Source organism: Limnobacter alexandrii, from assembly GCF_005871185.1.
Classification (GTDB): domain Bacteria; phylum Pseudomonadota; class Gammaproteobacteria; order Burkholderiales; family Burkholderiaceae_B; genus Limnobacter; species Limnobacter alexandrii.
This window is the reverse complement of the sequence record NZ_SWKN01000006.1, coordinates 389560-407136: the sequence shown is the minus strand read 5'-3', so window position 1 is coordinate 407136 and position 17577 is coordinate 389560. Positions and strand designations below refer to the sequence as shown.

Below are 17577 nucleotides of genomic sequence, written 5' to 3'. Positions count from 1 at the left end.
CATTCAGGCTTGCTATAGTTCGCATTGAATTTGGCCTGAAAACGGCCTTTATTGATCTATTTACCGGGAATTCACCATGTTTGTTGCCGGCAACGGTGTGGGTTGGCTTGAGGCCGTAATTTTGGGGCTGATACAGGGCTTGACCGAATTTTTGCCTATTTCATCCAGTGCGCACTTGCGAATTATCGGCCCCATGTTGCCTTCGGGGCTGGATCCCGGCGCGGCCTTCACCGCCATTACCCAGCTGGGCACTGAACTCGCGGTGCTGGTTTATTTCCGCCACGACATTGCCCGAATATTCATGGCGTGGTGCGGGTCGTTCAAACGCAATGCCGCCAGTGGTGTGCCCATGAACCCCGATGCCCGCCTGGGCTGGCTGGTGATTGTGGGTACCTTGCCCATCGCTGGTTTGGGCCTGTTGTTTCAAGACATGATTGAAACCTACCTGCGCAACCTGTACCTCACTGCCATCATGTTGATTGTGTTTGGTCTCATTCTGGGTTTTGCCGACAAGGTGGGCAAACGCCAAACCGAGCTGAGGGAAATGACCTGGCGCGACGGCATTGTGTTTGGTTTTGCGCAGGCCTTGGCTCTGATTCCCGGTGTCAGCCGTTCAGGCGGCACCATTACCGCAGGTTTGCTGATGGGCTACACCCGCGAGGCCGCCGCCCGCTATTCCTTCCTGCTCGCTGTGCCCGCAGTGTTTGCTTCCGGCTTTTACCAGTTGTACAAAAGCTGGGGTGTGGCTGGCCCGGTCAGCCCAGCCAATACCGCGCTGGCCACTTTCATTGCCTTTTTTGTGGGCTATGCGGTCATTGTGTGGTTCCTGAAAATTGTCAGCACGCGTGGCTACGGCCTGTTCGTGGTGTACCGTGTGGTGCTGGGCATTGTGGTGTTGGCACTGTTGGCCGCCGGGGTGTTGCAACCCCTTTAAAGTTGTTCAAGGAAGTGGCATGCAGGTGTTGTGGTTCAAACGGGATTTGCGTTTAAGCGACCACCTGCCGCTGTTCGAGGCCATGCGCAACGCCAAACACCATGGCCTGGTGTTGCCCCTGTACATTCATGAACCCAGCCAAATTGCAGATGCGCACACGGCACGCCAGCACCAGTTGTTTGTGCATGAATGCCTGGATGATTTGCAGCAACAGCTTGTCGATGTGGGCGGTTACCTGCACGAGGAACTGGGCGAGGCGGTGGAGGTGTTGGCCGCACTGCATGCGCAATTCAAATTCACCCACCTGTGGGCCCACCAGGAAACCACACAACTTACACAATACCAACGCGACCAAGCCGTGGCTGCTTGGTGCAAAAGCATGGGCGTTGTGTTTACAGAGTTGCCACAGAACAATGTACAGCGTGCAGGCGGAGAGAAACTGAACTTTCAAACCTACCTGGACCGAGCGGCGCAAGAAGAAATCAAAAACCCGACCGGGCGAAATTTGAACGTATTTTTCGCACCCAAGCCCCCGGTTGAATTGAACCGAGCCACCGTACCGCATGCCGCTGGCGTTGATAAACCCTTGCGCATGAAAGGTGGTCGCGTGCAGGCCCGCGCGGTGGCAACACAATTTTTCACTCCGGCAAAACTGAAAAGTTACCCCTTCTCAATTTCCAGCCCCTTGAAAGCATGGAATGGTTGTTCACGCCTGTCGCCTTATTTGGCGTATGGCGTGGTCAGTGATCGCGAAGTGCTACAGAAACTGAACGCGCTGGTGAATACTGTGCACGGGCAGGGCGATGCGGGGCTGATTGCAAAAGTGGAAGACGCCGCCCGGTTTTATGTGGACAGGCTGATTTGGCGGCAGGGTTATTTGCAGCAATTCGAGAACCACGTGGTGCTGGAAACTGATGCGTTTTACAGCAATGAACCTTCAGAAACCAAGCATGAGTTTCTTGCGGCGTGGCAGCAAGGCCGCACCGGCTTTGCTTATGTGGATGCCTGCCAGCGCTACTTACAGCAAACCGGCTGGCTGAATATGCGGGCGCGGGCCACGCTGGTGTCGTTTGCTTGTGTGCAGTTGGGTCTGCCTTGGCAGCCCGTGGCCTTGTATTTGGCCCAGCAGTTTCTGGATTTCGAGCCTGCCATTCACTACGGGCAAGTGCGCATTGCATCGGGCACCAGTCACTTTTCACAAATGCTGGTGTACGACCCCCTAAAACAGCAGGCCGAGCAAGACCCCAAGGGGGAGTTTGTAAAACGTTGGTTGCCAGAATTTGGCACAGCCGATTATCCTGCACCCATAGTCGACAACACGGAATCTCTGAAGCAAGGCAAAGCACGCTTGCATGCCATGCGCCAGAACCGCTTGTTATGAATGCACATTGCCGCGAAGCCCGGCACTGATGTAGTCGTGAAACAGCCTGCGCATTTCTTTCAAGCCACCGCTTTGGTTCACCAAAGGCAGCAGCCTTTCGTCATGCATCACCATTGAAAAGTCAGCCAGGCCGTGAATGGCCGTGTTCACTGCCAAGTGCACTTTAAAGCGCAGTTGTGCTTCGGAATATTGCGGGAAAAACTGTTGTAAAGCGGGCGCAAACACGTCCATGTAGGGGTTGAAGTAGCGGGTCAAAAACCGCTGTCCCTGCTCACCGGTTTGCCAGGTCAGGCGTGATAAAAACTGAATGCACACTGCACCAGTTTCACCGCTTGAAAACAGTTGCACAAAAGGATCAAAAATCAGTTCGCAAAGATTGGACCATTCCCTGTGTTCGGACAGGCTGCGCGCGAATTCGGCATGCGCCTGCTTGCAGTGCACATCGAGTTGGCCTGTCACAAAATCCACCACTTCTTCCACCAGGCGGTCTTTGGTTTTGAAGTGATAGTGAACCGCCGAGCGATTGCCCTGACCTGACAACTGCCGAATTTTGCTCAGTGTCACGCCTTCAATGCCGTGCTGCGCAAATTCATTCAATGCAATCCGTAACAGCTGTTCGCGAGTATCAATGATGTGGGCTGAGGGGGCTGTGTTGTTCATGTACTTGTTTTTGTGAGTAATTTCCCGCTTGCCTGAATTAATACCTTGGTATTAATCTAGAGTGATTAAATACACTATAACGACAAATTCGGGAGACATGCGTGAAACTTTCAAAAGTATTCACGGCCGCAATTGCTGGCTCGGCGTTCGCCCTGCTGGGTGCCTGCTCGTCTGAAGACGCGCGCACCACAGCCAGCCCCGCCGCCACACCCGCCGCCAGTGGCAATGTGCTGAGCAGTGAGTCGCTGGCTCAAGCCATGGGTGGCGAAACACCCTTGGGTTTGGGTTGTGGCTGGATTGCGGCCAGCGACCCCGACAAAGCCAATATTGCGTTTCCCGACAGCGAAGCCAAGTACTGGGTGGCTGCCGCGCCGGTGTCACCACAAACCCGTTTGCGAATTGATGGCCGTTACCCCGATGCACGTTATTTTTCCTACAACGCTTACGATGCTGCTCTTCGCCCAACCGATGCAGTAGCCGACTTCGAATTGGCACCCACTGACAACGGCCGCGAGGGCAATCCGTTTGCCCGTAAGGGCGCAAAGCCTGGCGGTGCTTACACGGCTTATCTGGAATATGGTCCTTCCCCGGTTCAAAACCCCGATGTGCCACGCAAACCCAATACGTTTTACACCGGCGAAATTGGCTTGGGGCCTTTGAATATTCCGAATGCCTTGGCGGTGTTCATATACCGGGTGTATGTGTCGAATACAGGCGAGTTTTTTGATGGTGGGGTTGGCCTGCCCACATTGACGCTTGAAACTGCTGATGGAGGCCGTGAATTGGGCACGCTGCCGAACTGTGCCGAGCCGCTGCTGCCCAATGCAGGTGGGACACTACCGCCCCTTGGGTTGAATGAACTGCTGCTGAGCCTTGATTACCCCAACCAGTTGGCCTTGCCTTTTCCAACTGCCACCAACCCACCCAACACCTTGAAGTTTTTCAGTCTCGGCGACACGGCATTTCGAATTTTGGGCAACATCACTGGGCAAGATACCAGCATGCTGGGTGGCCGGGTTGATTCAGGCTCTGGCGGCTTTCTAAGCAATGTACACAATGCCTACACCAGCACCGGTTTTGCGCGCCGCTACGGCAGCATCGCCATGGTGCGTGCCAAAGCCCCCACTTACCGTGGCCAGCCCGGTGTTGAGTTTGGGCAAGAGCAATTGCGTTATTGGTCGTTGTGCGGCAATGAGTTTGCAACCCAACGTTTCACCGATTGCGCAGCTGACTTTCAAGTGCCGCTGGATGATCAAGGATTTTTCACGGTGGTCATTTCTGACCCTGCTGACCGGCCTGCCAATGCCACTGCCGAGAACGGATTCTTGTGGTTGCCATGGGGGCCATATCCTGATCAACTGCTGTTGTACCGGCACATGCTTCACAACCCGGAGTTTGCAGAGGCCATTCAAAACGTAGAGAAGGGCGATGCACTGGCAGATGTGATGAAAGATTTCGCGCCTGTCGGCATTTATTGCGACCCAAACGTTTTTACACAAAGCATGCGCAGTGGCGAGGTGTTCGCCCTGTGTGAACAAGATCAAAACACCAATCAATAACCACTCGTTTTTGAGGAGACTATGAAATGGCAGTGCAAAAGTTGAAACACGGGTTGCTGGCCGCAGCAATCGTTTTGGGGAGTGGCGCAGCACTGGCCAATGACCTGTCTGAATTGGGCAAAAGCCTGACCCCCGTGGGCGCCGAGAAAAAAGGCAACGCCGCGGGCACCATTCCTGACTGGACTGGGGGTTTGAACACCGTGCCCAAGGGTTTTGATCCTGAAACCGGTTACGTCGATCCCTTCGCTGGCGAGAAGCCCTTGTTCACTATTTCCTCGGCCAATATGGCGCAGTACGCGGCCAACTTGACCCCTGGTCAGATGGAAATGATGAAGCGTTACCCCACTTACAAAATGAATGTGTACAAAACACACCGCACTGCGGCTTACCGTCAAAGTGTTTACGATGCGGCCAAGGCTGAAGCGCCCAAGGTAAAACTGGTGGACGGCGGCAACGGTGTGGAAGGCATCAAGAAATCCAACATCCCATTCCCCGTGCCCAAGAGTGGTGTTGAAGTGATCTGGAATCACAACTTCCGCGATTTGGGCGGCTCGGTGACACGTTACTCGGCAGACTTCCCCGTTCAGTCCGATGGTTCGTTCACGGTGGGCAAGCGTATTGAAACCGTGGCGCTGGCTTCGTACATGGACAATCCGGAAGACAATCGCATCTTGTACTTCATGAACCAGATCACAGCGCCAGCGAATTCTGCAGGTGAAGTGGCTTTGGTGCACGAGCCGATTAACCAGGTTGCAGAACCCCGATTGGCCTGGCAGTACAACCCCGGGCAGCGCCGCGTGATTCGTGCGCCTGAATTGGCCTACGACTCACCGGGTATTGGCGCAGACGGCCTGCGCACCAACGACGACTTGAACGGTTTCAATGGCTCTCCCGACCGTTACGAGTGGAAGCTGGTGGGCAAGAAAGAAATGTACGTGCCTTACAACAACTATCAAATCGCTGATCGCAACCTGAAGTACAAGCAAATTATTCAGAAGAATCATGTGAACCCTGAGTACATTCGCTATGAGCTTCATCGTGTTTGGGTGGTGGAGGCCACACTGAAACCCGGCAAACGCCACATTTACGCCAAGCGTGTGTTCTATATTGATGAAGACTCTTGGGCAGTGTTGCATGCCGACCAATATGACAGCCGCAACACATTGTGGCGCGTCCGTGAAGTTTACGGCGTACAGGCCTACCATGTTCCTGCGTTTGCGGGCACCGGCGAAGTGTTGTATGACCTGCAGTCACGCCGTTACCTGGTGGGTGGTTTGACCAACGAAGAAAAGTTTGCCGAGTTTGGCAAGAAGTACTCGCCTGCGGACTTCTCCACAGCAGCCTTGCGCCGCATGGGTCGTTAATGACGCAGTAATCAGCGATAATCGCGGTTTGAATGTTTCAAACCGCGAGTCGCCCCATGGCCCTTCGAGCCACTGTCTACAAAGTTCAACTGGATGTGTCCGACCTGGACCGCAACCACTTTGCCCAATACCCCCTCACGCTTGCCTTGCACCCCTCTGAAACTGAAGAGCGCATGATGGTTCGGCTATTGGCTTTTGCCATGCACGCCGGGCAAGACGTTCAATTCGGCAAAGGCCTTTCCGCAGAAGAAGAGGCTGCGGTGTGGGAAGTCGACCCCACGGGGCAAATCAAGGTGTGGATTGATGTGGGCCAGCCCGACGAAAGCCGAATTCGCAAAGCCTGCGGCCGTTCAGACCGCGTGGTAATTTACTGCTACACACGATCAGCCGAGGTGTGGTGGAGGCAAAACCAGGACTGGTTGAACAAATTGGACAAAGTACAGGTGCTGCAACTGAGTGTCGAAGACGGCGTAACATTGGCAGGCCTGGCCCAGCGCAATATGAGCCTGGCCTGCACCATTCAGGAAGGCATGGTGTATTTGGGCGAGGCTGCGGTGCAGCCGGTCACCTTAAAGCCTTGATTATTTGCCTTTGTAAGCCGTTGAAATGGCCTGTGCAAAATCGCGGCCTATTTCGCTGCTGACATGAATGTCGCCTGTGTCGCTGTCCTCCAGGTTTTCATTGTTGAACACCTCTTCATCCAGCTTGCCTTCGCTTTTTGCAACCACCAGCGACACCACGGCGTCACCGCTGACATTCACTGCGGTGCGCAGCATGTCCAGCAAACGGTCTACACCCAGAATCAAGCCAATGCCTTCCAATGGCAAGCCGACCTGGGCGAACACCATGGACAGCATGATCAGTCCCACACCTGGCACGCCGGCCGTACCAATCGATGCCAACACCGACATCATGATCACGGTCAGGTAGCCGGCAATACCCAGTTCTACCCCATACATATTGGCAATGAACACCGTGGCCACGCCTTGCATAATGGCGGTGCCGTCCATATTGATGGTGGCACCGAAGGGCACCGTGAACGAAGCCACTGAATTGTTCACGCCCATGCGCTCGGTGACTGTTCGCAACGTGACCGGAATGGTGGCATTGGAGCTGGACGTGCTGAACGCAAACACTTGCACATTGCGAATTTTCTTCAAGAAAATTGTTGGGCTAAGGCCTGAAAAAACCTTGAGGAAGAACAGCAGGGTTACAAACAAATGGAACAGCAGCACACCGGCCAGCACAACAACATAACCGATCAACTGGGCGAACAATTCAACGCCCAGTTCGGCCATGGCTTTGGCCAGTAAACAGAACACCGCGTAAGGGGCCAGCGCCATGATGATGGTCACCATTTTCATCATCGCTTCGTTCAGAATTTCGATCAGCTCAATCAGCTTGGTGGCTTTTCGGCCCACCAGAAGCAAGCTGATGCCAAATAAAATTGCAAAGAAAATAATCGACAGCATTTCCCCTTGTGCCATGGCATTGATGGGGTTGGTGGGAATGATGTTAATGAGCACATCGCTCAGGGGCGGGGCCTCTCGACCTGAGAAGTTGGCTTCGCTGCTGGCGTTCATGCCTTCGCCAATGCCGATTCCGCCTGCGATCAAAATTGCACTGGCAATGGCCACGGCGGTGGTAAGAATATAAAAACCAAACGATTTGCTGCCAATTTTTCCAAGCAGTTTCACATCACCAATGCCGCACACACCGCAAATAAGAGAGAACAGCACAAGTGGAACCACCATCATGTTCAAGGCATTGATGAACATTTTGCCCACCACGTGAAACAGCCCTGCTGTAATGAATTCCTGTACGAAACTGCCCTCTGAATTAAGGCCAGAAAAGTTGATGGCCAGGCCAACTACAATGCCCAGCGCCATGCCCACGATCACTTTCACTGTCAGGTTCATGTGCCCACTCCACTTGCTTGTTCAGGCTAAACTATAACAGCAGTCAAAAAACTTCGAACTTTGGACCCGCCCCATGTACTTCAACGCCTCTGAAATCAGCCCCCGAGAAAACTACCAACTGTTGACGGGTGCTGTGGTGCCGCGCCCCATTGCGTGGGTTAGTACACTGAGTGAAAACGGCATTGCGAATTTGGCACCCTATTCATTTTTTACTGTGGCCAGTTGCAAGCCACCTGTGTTGTGCGTGGTGCAGGTGAATCCGCGCGACCGCGCCGAAAAGGACACGCTGAGCAATTTGCAAAGCACACGCGAATGCGTGGTGAATATTGTGAGCCATGTACTGGTGGATGAAATGAACACCAGTTGTGGCGACTACCCACCCGAGGTGGATGAGTTTGAGAAAGCTGGCTTGAAAAAATCATTGAGCAAAGCGGTGGCAGCACCGGGTGTAGAAGAAGCACTGGTGCGTTTCGAGTGCAATTTGCGCGAAGTGAAACTGATTGGCGAGGGACCCATGGGGGGCTCAATGATGCTGCTGGATGTGCTGGGTGTTGAGGTGAACGAGGCCGCGATGCGAGAGGGAAAGATCGCCAATGAATTGCTGGACGCAGTTGGCAAACTGGCGGGCGATGGGTATTGCACCACCCGCAGCAATTTTGAATTGGCAAGACCGAAGCTTTAACTTGTGCGACTAGGCCACTGCCTTGACTTTCAACAAAGGCAGTGAAGCCACCAAATCGGCAAAGCGCTGGCCTTGCACCATGACATGGCTGCGCAGCAATTCGTTGGCGGTGTCGCCGTCACCGCTCAAAATTGCTTTCACGATTGCATCGTGTTCATCCAGTGAAGTGGGAATGCGACCACGAACCCGCAATTGCAAACGGCGATAAGGCCGCAACCTTCTGCGCAAACCCCAGGCCTGTTCCATCAAAAACTCGTTGTGGCTGCCGCGGTAAATTACACCGTGGAATTTGTCGTTGAGTTGATAGTACTCATCCGGGTCGCCGCCTTTTTCCATGGCGGCTTTGCATTCTTCATGCGTGGCCACCAATTCCTTTTGTTCCTCATCGGTCAGGCGACGGGCGGCCAGGCGGCCGCACATACCTTCGAATTCGCCCATCACCTCGAACATTTCCACCAATTGTTGGGCACTGAACTGCGCCACCACGGCACCACGACGTGCGCGAAGCTCCACCAAACCAGCGGTGGCCAATTGGTTCAACGCTTCACGAATGGGGGTTCTAGACACGCCAAATCGCTCTGCCAGCTCGGTTTCATCCAAGTGCTCGCCGGGCGGCAATTTCCCGAAAGCGATCAACTCTTCGATTTGGTCCCGTACGTCTTCTGACAGTTTTTTCTTCATGCGGCGATAAAAAAAATGAATCAACGTTATTGACAATGTATACGAGCGCAATTAGTCTTGTATACAAGAAATTCAATAACGCATGCAAAATGCGATGCTCTACATACAATCATAAGAGAGCACAGCCCCAAACACAATCAGTTTCGGGGGCAGCAACGAGGAGACAAGGATGAGTCATGCAGCCAGTGCTGTTAAAGCACTTGCATTTGATGTTTTTGGCACGGTCGTAGACTGGCGTGGCAGTGTTGCCCGCGAGGTCGCGATGATTGCCAAACACCTGAACATTCAAGTAGATGCCTTGGCCTTCGCCGACGCTTGGCGTGCCGGTTATGCGCCTGCCATGGACAAGGTGCGCAAAGGCGAATTGCCCTGGATGCACATTGACAGCCTGCACCGCATGATTCTCGACTCCATCGTTGGGCAATTTGGTTTGGCTGGTCTGACCGATCAGCAGCGCGAGAACCTCAACAAGGTATGGCACCGCCTCACCCCTTGGCCTGACACGGTTGCTGGTCTGCATGCCCTGAAAAAACAATTCACCATTACTACCCTGTCTAACGGCAACTTTTCCCTGCTCACCGCCATGGCCAAAAACGCCGGTTTGCCTTGGGACTGCATTGTGTCGGCTGAACTGTTCAAGCATTACAAACCCGACCCCGAAACCTATCACGGCGTAGCCGGTTTGCTGAACTTGCCCATTGAGCAGGTCATGTTGTGTGCTTCACACCCAAGCGATTTGCGCGCGGCCAAAGCGCAAGGCATGCGCACTGCCTATGTGATGCGCCCTTTTGAGTTTGGTGAACATGTGCCACTTCCCAAAGTGGAAGCGGGCGAGTTCGATTTTGTAGCCCAGGATTTTGTGGACCTGGCCCGCCAGTTGGCGAACTAGGTTTACGTACACGGAGTATTCAATGAGCAAGATTTACCGGATTGGCCAAATTGTGCCAAGTTCAAACACCACCATGGAAACGGAAATCCCCGCAATTTTGCGCGCGCGTGAAGCCGTGGAAGCCGAGCGTTTTACCTTTCATTCCAGCCGCATGCGCATGCAGCATGTGACCAAAGAGGAACTGGCCAAGATGGACGCCGATTCCGATCGCTGTGCGCTTGAACTGGCCGATGCCCGCGTGGATGTGCTGGGTTATGCCTGCCTGGTGGCCATCATGAGCATGGGTTTGGGCTATCACAAAAAATCGGAAGAACGTTTGCATGGCCGCACCGTGGAAGCCGGTGGCCCGGCGCCCGTGGTGACCAGTGCAGGTGCCCTGGTGGATGGCCTGAAAGCCATTGGTGCAAAAAAGGTGGCCATTCTCACCCCCTACATGAAACCACTGACTTGCCTGGTGATTGATTACATCGAGAACGAAGGCATTGAAGTGCTCGACAGCATTTCGCTGGAAGTGTCGAACAACCTGGAAGTGGGTCTGTTGAATCCGCTTGCCCCAATTGAACATACCAAAAAACTGAACACAGCCAATGTGGACGCAATTGTGGCATCCGCCTGCGTACAAATGCCGTCGCTGGGTTCCATTCAGCCGATTGAAGACCGCGCGGGTATGCCCGTATTGTCTTCATCGGTCGCAACGACTTACATGATGTTAAAGAAATTGGGTCTTAAGACCTATGCCCCGGGCTTCGGCTCGCTGTTGTCCGGGAACTATTGAACGAACCCAGAAATTTCGTTCGGATGTGGAAAGCGTTTGCGAATCACTCACCTGATTCAACAGCGTTCAATTAGAAGCAAGAGAGGAGACTTACTCATGAAGTTCATGATCAAACCCCTGGTGGCCGGTATGGCCGCAGCAGCAATCACATTTGGTTTCGCCAACACAGCGTCGGCACAAACCACGACCATCAAGGTGTCGCACCAGTTCCCAGGTGGCACCGAAGAAAAGGGCGATTTCCGTGATCGCCTGGTGCGCAAATTTGCACGCGAAGTGGCCGAGAAAACCAATGGCAGCCTGAAGTTTGAAATTTATCCAGGCAGCTCGCTGGTCAAAACTTTCGCGCAGTTTGGCGCCCTGCAAAACGGTTCAGTCGACATGACTTTGTACCCATTGGCTTACGAAGGCGGCAAGATTCCACAAGTGAACATCACGCTGATGCCCGGCATGATCACCAGCTACGAACAAGGCCACCGCTGGAAAGGCCAGCCCATTGGTAACGAGCTGGAAAAGCTGCTGGAAAGCAAAGGCGTGAAAGTAGTTACCTGGATTTGGCAGGCAGGCGGTATCGCATCCAAGAAAAAAGTATTGGCTCCCGATGATGTGAAGGGCGTGAAAATTCGCGGTGCCTCCAAGCACATGGATTTGATGTTGAAAGGTGCAGGTGGCTCAATCACCAACGTGCCATCCAACGAAGTTTACAGCGCCATGCAAACTGGCGTGTTGGACGCCGCTGTCACATCCAGCACGTCCATCATTTCTTTCCGCTTGGAAGAAGTGGGCGACCACTTGACCGACGCCAGCCAGAATTCTTTCTGGTTCATGTTTGAGCCCCTCTTGATGGCCAAGTCAACATTTGACCGCCTGACACCAGCCCAGCAAAAGGCTGTAATGGAAGTGGGTGCAAGTCTGGAAAAGTTCTCGATTGAAGAGTCCAAGAAAGACGACCAGATGGCCGCCGAAGTGTGGAAGAAAGCAGGCAAGAAAGCCTATGCCATGGACGATGCAACATTTGCCAAGTGGCGTGCTGTTGCAGAGAAGTCTGCGTGGAAAGATTTCGCTGAAGAAGTGAAAGACGGCCAGAAGTGGTTGGACATGGCCACTGCCGTGAAGTGATACCAGTCAAGGCAGTTCTGTAAGGCGCACCAAGCCCTGTCCAACGTAGGGCGGGCTTGGTGTTCAAGTTCCACTCGGAGACTATTATGAACAACCCATTGTGGCGACTGTTCAGCGGCACGGTACGCGGCTTCAATCAAGCCATGGCCTATTTGTCCGCACTCTTGATTCTGATTTGTTCGCTCGTACTGGTGTACGAAGTTGTAACACGATACATCCTGAATATTTCAAATGACTGGGTCATCGAGCTCAGTATTTTCATGTTGATTGCAGCCACTTTTCTGGCCGCCGCGCACACGCAGCGCGAGCGCGGCCACGTGGGCATTGAAATCCTGGACGAGATCATGTCCAAGAAAGCATCCCGAATTCGCCTGTTGTTCGGCGATATTCTGTCGATGCTGTTTTGTGGTTTGGTGGCCTACCTGTCGGCAGTGTATTGCCACGAGGCCTGGGACCAGGGCTGGACCACCAGCTCAACCTGGGGGCCCAAGTTGTGGATTCCGTATTTCTTCATGGCATTCGGCATGCTGTTGCTGACGCTGCAATTCATTGTGCAAATTGTTGAAGGCTTGATGGGCAAAGCGCCCGAACTGCCAAAGCATGGGCACGCTACTACAACCAGCGGACAAGGGGGCTGATATGGGCGTCGTCGAAATTGGCCTGATTTACACGGCCCTTACCTTGGTGTTGCTGTTCTCGGGCATGCCCATTGCGTTTGCACTGGGAAGCTCAGCAGTCATCATCATGTATTTTTTCATGCCTGCAACCAACATTCATTTGATTGCAGAAACCATTTTCGGTGAACTTGAAAACTTCACCTTGTTGACCATTCCGCTCTTTATTCTCATGGGGGCTGCCATTGGCAAAACCCGAGCGGCAGTTGATTTGTATGAATCGGCTTACCGCTGGTTGTACCGCATGCCCGGTAGCCTGGGTGTGGCCAACGTCATGGGCTGTACCATTTTCGCAGCCTTGTGTGGTTCAAGCCCTGCAACCTGTGCAGCCATTGGCGGCATGGGTATTCCGGAAATGCGCAAACGTGGTTACACCGGTGCCTTGGCTTCTGGCCTGATTGCTGCGGGTGGTACTTTGGGCATTTTGATTCCGCCCAGCATTACGCTGATTATTTATGGCGTGATGGCCGAGCAATCCATCGGCAAGCTGTTTGTGGCCGGTATTGTTCCGGGCTTCCTGTTGGCGGTGCTGTTTTCTGTGTGGGTGGTGATCAAGTACATTCGTGATCGTCATGAATGGATGAAGACTGCCAGCCCTGCAGAAATTGCCGAGGTCAGCAAGAAAGAACACTTCACCTGGAAGGAAAAGATGGAGTCGCTGCCGCGTCTGCTGCCTTTCCTGTTCCTGATTGGCTTGATCATGGGCGCCATGTACGGCGGCTTTGGTACGCCTTCTGAAGTGGCGGGTGTGGGTGCAGTGGCTGCGCTTATTTTGGTGATTGCACTGTACAAGTGCTACCAGTGGACCGACCTTCGCGCCATTTTCACTGGCACTGCGAAAGAAAGTTGCATGGTCATGATGATCATCGCCATGTCTTTCCTGTTCACCTATGTGATGAGCTACCTGCGCATTAGCCAAAGCATGGCGGAATGGCTGGTTGCCTTGGAAATGTCCAAGTGGGCTTTGCTGTTCTGGGTGAACATGCTGTTGCTGGTGCTGGGTTTCTTCCTGCCGCCAGTGGCGATTATCTTGATGATCACGCCGGTGATTTTGCCGCCCATTCTGGCTGCAGGTTTCGATCCAATCTGGTTCGGCATTATTTTGACCATCAACATGGAACTGGGGCTGATTACACCGCCCGTGGGCTTGAACCTGTTCGTGATTAACGGCATTGCGCCTGACATCAAGTTCGGTGAAATTTTCCGTGGCATTGTTCCGTTCATTCTGATCATTGCGGGCTACATTGCCTTCTTGTCAGCATTCCCGGACGTGGTGCTTTTCTTGCCAGAAATGTTGTACGACTACTAAGCAGGAAATCAAGAATGAGTATGACCAACACAACGTGGCGCCAAGGGCAACAATCCAAGGCGGCCCGGTTGGGTCGCGCTGCCCACCTTGCCGGGGGTAATTCCGGCAAGGTGGTAAAAGCAGAGCAAACCGTGGCTTTGCTGGAAAGTGTGATTGAACCCGGTGACCGTGTTTGCCTGGAAGGTAACAACCAGAAGCAGGCCGATTTTTTGGCGCAATGTTTGGCCAAGGTGAACCCGCAACAGGTGCATGATTTGCACTTGTTGCAATCGGTGGTGGCCTTGCCTGAACACACGGCCTTGTTCGACAAAGGCATTGCCAAGGAAATTGATTTTTCTTTCTCAGGGCCTCAAGGTGCGAGGCTGGCCAACCTGGTGGCGGCCGGTAAAATCAAGATCAATGCAATTCACACTTACCTTGAATTGTTTGGCCGTTACTTTGTCGATTTAACGCCCAATGTGGCCTTGATTGCAGCCGAGGCTGCAGATGCCCAGGGCAATTTGTACACAGGCCCCAACACGGAAGACACACCTGCCATTGTTGAAGCTGCTGCTTTCAAAAACGGCATTGTGATTGTGCAGGTCAACGAAATACGCGACACACTGCCGCGTGTGGATGTGCCTGCGGACTGGGTCGATTTTGTAATACACGCGCCCCGTCCGAATTACATTGAACCGCTGTTTACACGCGACCCCGCGCAAATTTCTGAAATTCAGGTGTTGATGGCCATGATGGTGATCAAGGGCATTTATGCCGAGTACGGCGTGAAGCGTTTGAACCACGGTATTGGCTTCGACACGGCAGCCATTGAATTGCTGTTGCCCACTTACGGCGAACAATTGGGCCTGAAAGGAAAAATTTGCACCAACTGGGCACTGAACCCCCACCCAGCGTTGATACCCGCCATTGAAGCTGGCTTTGTTCAAAGCGTGCACAGTTTTGGCAGTGAACTGGGCATGGAAAAATACATTGCAGCAAGGCCCGATGTGTTCTTCACCGGCAATGATGGCAGCATGCGCAGCAACCGCGCATTTTGCCAGGCAGCAGGGCATTACGCCTGCGACCTGTTCATCGGTTCTACGCTGCAAATTGACACCTATGGCAACAGCAGTACAGCCACCAAAGGCCGCATCGCTGGCTTTGGCGGTGCACCCAATATGGGCGCGGATGCACGCGGGCGCAGGCATGAAAGCGAAGCCTGGGTCAAGGCTGGGCGTGAAGCACAGGCCAACCCCAAGCACATGCCGCGTGGCCGAAAGCTGGTGGTGCAAATGGTTGAAACATTTCGCGAGCACATGGCACCAGCATTTGTAGAACGCCTGGACGCCTGGGACCTCGCCGACAGCATGGGTTTGAACAACCCGCCTGTGATGATTTTTGGTGATGATGTCACGCACATTGTGACCGAAGAAGGCATTGCGAACTTGCTCTTGTGCCGCAGCGAGGAAGAACGTGAGCAAGCCATTCGCGGCGTGGCCGGTTACACCGAAGTGGGCATGGCCCGCGACAAGAAAAAGGTAGAGGAATTGCGGGCACGCGGCGTGATCAAACGGGCAGAAGATTTGGGCATTGCCCGGCGCGATGCCAGCCGCGATTTGCTGGCCGCGAAAACCGTGAAAGATTTGGTGCGTGCTTCGGGTGGTTTGTATAACCCGCCCAGCCGTTTCCGCAACTGGTAAGGGGTTTTCATCATGAGCATGGAACAACTGAAATACAACTTGCCCAGCAAGGCCCAGCAGGCACAGCGTGATGCAGTGCTGGTGGGTGTTACCGCCAGTGGCAATTGCGAAGTGTTGCTGGAGAAAGGCAGCGATGGCGCGCATTGCGCCGTGGATATTCAAACCTCGGCGCGTGGTTTCGGGCAAATTTGGCAAGCTGTGTTGACCGATTTTGCTGAACGCAAAAACGCGGGTGGTTTGAAAATTGAAATTCACGATGTGGGCGCTACACCGGCTGTGGTCAGCCTGCGCCTGGACCAAGCCATTGAGGCATGGGAGAACCAGCATGGCCAATAGTTTTCTGGAAGCCAGCGCACGAGAGCGTGTGCAGGCCGTGTGCGATGAAGGCAGCTTTCAGGAAATCCTGAAACCGTCTGATCGCATCAGCAGCCCACACATGGCGTTGCTTGAACAACCGGTTGCATTTGATGATGGTGTGGTCATTGGGCGAGCCACCTTGGGTGGTGCACCTGTGCTGGTGGCCGCCCAGGAAGGTGAGTTTCTGGGCGGTGCCATTGGCGAAGTGCATGGCGCAAAAATCACTGCACTCATTGCCAAAGCCGTGCAAGAAAAACCCCGTGCAGTGCTGCTGATTTTTGAAAGTGGCGGCGTGCGTTTGCACGAGGCCAATGCGGGCTTGATTGCCGTGTCTGAAATTATGCGTGCGGTGTGTGCAGCGCGTGCGCAAGGCATTCAATTCATCGGTTTGATTGGCGGAAAGGCAGGCTGCTTTGGCGGCACTGGTTTGATAGCACGCTGCTGCGATGTGCTGATCATGTCGGAAGAGGGGCGCTTGGCGATGTCAGGTCCCGAGGTGATTGAAACCGTGTACGGCGTGGAAGAATTTGATTCACGCGACCGTGCCTTGGTGTGGCGCGTCAGCGGCGGCAAGCATCGCTATGTGATGGGCGACATTCAAGCCTTGGTGGCCGATGAGGTTGATGCATTTCGCAATGCCGCTTTAAAAGCGCTTGATTCAGGCAAAGTGAATTTCGATCTTGAAAACCTGGAAGCCGAGCATGCCATGTTGACCCAGCGGCTTGAGCAGTTTGGTGACTGCCGCGATGCCAAGGAAATTTGGCAACGCTTGGGTTTGCCCACAGCAGAGGAATTGGCCTTGATGCCCGCAGATGAATTTGTGAATGCCACAGCCAATGCGCGCAATGTGGCCAGGGGGGCAGCATGAATCGGGATCAGGTATTGAACGCCCTGTTTGGTCAAAGCTGGAAAGCAAGCCATGTAGAGGCAGATCATTTCTATGGCCGCGCAACGGCGGGCAATCAGCAAGTGACTGTCATTGGTACATCCGAAAAAGCCGAGGTGGGTGCCGACATGGCCTTGACCATGGCGCGTGTGGTGATTGAAACCATCAAGCAACGCCCCGGAGAGCCCATTGTATTTTTGCTCGACACGCAAGGCCAGCGCCTTCGTCGCCGGGATGAGTTAATGGGCCTGAACGGCTATATGGCGCACCTGGCCAAGGCAGTTGAGCTGGCACGCCAGCGCGGTCATGTGATTTTGAGTGTGGTGTATGGCGAGGCAGTCAGTGGTGGTTACATCAGCACCGGCATGATGGCCGATGCCTGCTACGCCCTGGCCGACGCAGAAATCAAAGTGATGAACCTGCCTGCCATGTCGCGTATCACGAAAATTCCATTGGACCATTTGCAAGAGCTGGCCAAGCAGTCGCCTGTGTTCTCACCCGGGGTGGAAAATTATTTGCGCATGGGTCACCTGGATGCCGTGTGGCAAAGCGATTATGCCGCAAACCTGGTTCAGGCAATTGCGCATTTGCAGGGCAAGTCGCGGGAGGAGATTGCGAAAGACTCTCGCATTGCGCGTGGCGTTGAACGTGGTGGCCGACAGGCTGCAGGACTGGTCATCGAGCGCGTGCTTGGCCCGCAATGAGGAGCAGG

At 53.9% G+C, this 17577-nt stretch carries 18 protein-coding genes; 15 read left to right on the top strand and 3 right to left on the bottom strand.

What is annotated here, in order from left to right; translation table 11 throughout:
* The first annotated feature begins 76 nt into the window (after positions 1-76).
* Complete coding sequence (locus FCS97_RS02240) at positions 77-934, top strand: undecaprenyl-diphosphate phosphatase (RefSeq protein ID WP_138516227.1); 858 nt, start codon at positions 77-79, stop codon at positions 932-934.
* A 19-nt stretch (positions 935-953) separates the two neighbouring features.
* The gene (locus tag FCS97_RS02235) at positions 954-2315 is read left to right on the top strand and encodes an FAD-binding domain-containing protein (protein WP_138516225.1); all 1362 of its coding nucleotides are present in this window, start codon (positions 954-956) and stop codon (positions 2313-2315) included.
* Here the strand turns inward: FCS97_RS02235 and FCS97_RS02230 are convergent.
* Positions 2310-2975: a TetR/AcrR family transcriptional regulator gene (locus tag FCS97_RS02230; RefSeq protein WP_138516223.1), complete on the bottom strand. Its 666-nt coding sequence runs from the start codon at positions 2973-2975 to the stop codon at positions 2310-2312. The genes FCS97_RS02235 and FCS97_RS02230 overlap by 6 nt on opposite strands.
* A gap of 101 nt (positions 2976-3076) precedes the next feature.
* Between FCS97_RS02230 and FCS97_RS02225 the strand changes: the two genes are divergently transcribed.
* The 3 genes from FCS97_RS02225 to FCS97_RS02215 are packed head-to-tail and all read left to right on the top strand — an operon-like array spanning position 3077 to position 6479.
* Complete coding sequence (locus tag FCS97_RS02225) at positions 3077-4534, top strand: hypothetical protein (RefSeq protein WP_138516221.1); 1458 nt, start codon at positions 3077-3079, stop codon at positions 4532-4534.
* Positions 4535-4560: 26 nt separating this feature from the next.
* Complete coding sequence (locus FCS97_RS02220) at positions 4561-5898, top strand: DUF1329 domain-containing protein (RefSeq protein ID WP_138516219.1); 1338 nt, start codon at positions 4561-4563, stop codon at positions 5896-5898.
* Positions 5899-5930: 32 nt separating this feature from the next.
* On the top strand, positions 5931-6479 hold the full coding sequence (locus FCS97_RS02215; RefSeq protein WP_342776944.1) for a YaeQ family protein: 549 nt from the start codon (positions 5931-5933) through the stop codon (positions 6477-6479).
* On the opposite strand, the gene FCS97_RS02210 is transcribed toward FCS97_RS02215, so the two are convergent.
* Positions 6480-7817 carry a dicarboxylate/amino acid:cation symporter gene (locus FCS97_RS02210; RefSeq protein WP_138516217.1) on the bottom strand — a complete coding sequence of 446 codons (1338 nt, stop codon included), beginning with the start codon at positions 7815-7817 and terminating at the stop codon, positions 6480-6482.
* 73 nt (positions 7818-7890) lie between these two features.
* On the opposite strand from FCS97_RS02210, the gene FCS97_RS02205 reads away from it, so the two are divergent.
* Entirely contained in the window at positions 7891-8499 is a 609-nt protein-coding gene (locus tag FCS97_RS02205) for a flavin reductase family protein (RefSeq protein ID WP_138516215.1), read from the top strand.
* A 9-nt stretch (positions 8500-8508) separates the two neighbouring features.
* On the opposite strand, the gene FCS97_RS02200 is transcribed toward FCS97_RS02205, so the two are convergent.
* On the bottom strand, positions 8509-9180 hold the full coding sequence (locus tag FCS97_RS02200) for a GntR family transcriptional regulator (protein ID WP_138517762.1): 672 nt from the start codon (positions 9178-9180) through the stop codon (positions 8509-8511).
* Between the two features lie 169 nt (positions 9181-9349).
* Between FCS97_RS02200 and FCS97_RS02195 the strand changes: the two genes are divergently transcribed.
* The 9 genes from FCS97_RS02195 to mdcE all read left to right on the top strand — a co-directional run bounded on the left by FCS97_RS02195 (position 9350) and on the right by mdcE (position 17569).
* Positions 9350-10069 (top strand): haloacid dehalogenase type II, encoded by a 720-nt coding sequence (locus FCS97_RS02195; protein ID WP_138516213.1) that lies wholly within the window; start codon positions 9350-9352, stop codon positions 10067-10069.
* Positions 10070-10091: 22 nt separating this feature from the next.
* Positions 10092-10844, top strand: a complete 753-nt coding sequence (locus FCS97_RS02190) for a maleate cis-trans isomerase family protein (protein WP_138516211.1) — start codon at positions 10092-10094, stop codon at positions 10842-10844.
* A gap of 96 nt (positions 10845-10940) precedes the next feature.
* Complete coding sequence (dctP, locus tag FCS97_RS02185; RefSeq protein WP_138516209.1) at positions 10941-11960, top strand: TRAP transporter substrate-binding protein DctP; 1020 nt, start codon at positions 10941-10943, stop codon at positions 11958-11960.
* A gap of 86 nt (positions 11961-12046) precedes the next feature.
* Positions 12047-12598 (top strand): TRAP transporter small permease subunit, encoded by a 552-nt coding sequence (locus FCS97_RS02180; RefSeq protein WP_138516207.1) that lies wholly within the window; start codon positions 12047-12049, stop codon positions 12596-12598.
* A 1-nt stretch (position 12599) separates the two neighbouring features.
* Positions 12600-13943: a TRAP transporter large permease gene (locus FCS97_RS02175; RefSeq protein WP_138516205.1), complete on the top strand. Its 1344-nt coding sequence runs from the start codon at positions 12600-12602 to the stop codon at positions 13941-13943.
* Between the two features lie 14 nt (positions 13944-13957).
* A complete protein-coding gene (gene mdcA, locus FCS97_RS02170; protein ID WP_171035136.1) occupies positions 13958-15622 on the top strand; it encodes a malonate decarboxylase subunit alpha in 1665 nt (554 codons plus the stop codon).
* 12 nt (positions 15623-15634) lie between these two features.
* Complete coding sequence (gene mdcC, locus FCS97_RS02165) at positions 15635-15958, top strand: malonate decarboxylase acyl carrier protein (RefSeq protein ID WP_425460733.1); 324 nt, start codon at positions 15635-15637, stop codon at positions 15956-15958.
* Positions 15948-16847 carry a biotin-independent malonate decarboxylase subunit beta gene (locus FCS97_RS02160; protein ID WP_138516203.1) on the top strand — a complete coding sequence of 300 codons (900 nt, stop codon included), beginning with the start codon at positions 15948-15950 and terminating at the stop codon, positions 16845-16847. Before mdcC ends, FCS97_RS02160 begins: the two co-directional genes overlap by 11 nt.
* Positions 16844-17569, top strand: a complete 726-nt coding sequence (gene mdcE / locus FCS97_RS02155; protein WP_138516201.1) for a biotin-independent malonate decarboxylase subunit gamma — start codon at positions 16844-16846, stop codon at positions 17567-17569. The genes FCS97_RS02160 and mdcE overlap by 4 nt, the downstream gene beginning before the upstream one ends.
* Positions 17570-17577: the final 8 nt, after the last annotated feature.

Excerpts from the sequence above, each read along its gene's own strand:
- FCS97_RS02200 (WP_138517762.1), bottom strand. The coding sequence starts at position 9,180 with ATGAAGAAAAAACTGTCAGAAGACGTACGGGACCAAATCGAAGAGTTG.
- FCS97_RS02205 (WP_138516215.1), top strand. The coding sequence starts at position 7,891 with ATGTACTTCAACGCCTCTGAAATCAGCCCCCGAGAAAACTACCAACTG.
- FCS97_RS02180 (WP_138516207.1), top strand. The coding sequence starts at position 12,047 with ATGAACAACCCATTGTGGCGACTGTTCAGCGGCACGGTACGCGGCTTC.
- FCS97_RS02175 (WP_138516205.1), top strand. The coding sequence starts at position 12,600 with ATGGGCGTCGTCGAAATTGGCCTGATTTACACGGCCCTTACCTTGGTG.
- FCS97_RS02195 (WP_138516213.1), top strand. The coding sequence starts at position 9,350 with ATGAGTCATGCAGCCAGTGCTGTTAAAGCACTTGCATTTGATGTTTTT.
- mdcC (WP_425460733.1), top strand. The coding sequence starts at position 15,635 with ATGAGCATGGAACAACTGAAATACAACTTGCCCAGCAAGGCCCAGCAG.
- FCS97_RS02210 (WP_138516217.1), bottom strand. The coding sequence starts at position 7,817 with ATGAACCTGACAGTGAAAGTGATCGTGGGCATGGCGCTGGGCATTGTA.
- FCS97_RS02160 (WP_138516203.1), top strand. The coding sequence starts at position 15,948 with ATGGCCAATAGTTTTCTGGAAGCCAGCGCACGAGAGCGTGTGCAGGCC.
- FCS97_RS02235 (WP_138516225.1), top strand. The coding sequence starts at position 954 with ATGCAGGTGTTGTGGTTCAAACGGGATTTGCGTTTAAGCGACCACCTG.
- mdcA (WP_171035136.1), top strand. The coding sequence starts at position 13,958 with ATGAGTATGACCAACACAACGTGGCGCCAAGGGCAACAATCCAAGGCG.
- mdcE (WP_138516201.1), top strand. The coding sequence starts at position 16,844 with ATGAATCGGGATCAGGTATTGAACGCCCTGTTTGGTCAAAGCTGGAAA.
- FCS97_RS02240 (WP_138516227.1), top strand. The coding sequence starts at position 77 with ATGTTTGTTGCCGGCAACGGTGTGGGTTGGCTTGAGGCCGTAATTTTG.
- dctP (WP_138516209.1), top strand. The coding sequence starts at position 10,941 with ATGAAGTTCATGATCAAACCCCTGGTGGCCGGTATGGCCGCAGCAGCA.
- FCS97_RS02215 (WP_342776944.1), top strand. The coding sequence starts at position 5,931 with ATGTTTCAAACCGCGAGTCGCCCCATGGCCCTTCGAGCCACTGTCTAC.
- FCS97_RS02190 (WP_138516211.1), top strand. The coding sequence starts at position 10,092 with ATGAGCAAGATTTACCGGATTGGCCAAATTGTGCCAAGTTCAAACACC.
- FCS97_RS02230 (WP_138516223.1), bottom strand. The coding sequence starts at position 2,975 with ATGAACAACACAGCCCCCTCAGCCCACATCATTGATACTCGCGAACAG.
- FCS97_RS02220 (WP_138516219.1), top strand. The coding sequence starts at position 4,561 with ATGGCAGTGCAAAAGTTGAAACACGGGTTGCTGGCCGCAGCAATCGTT.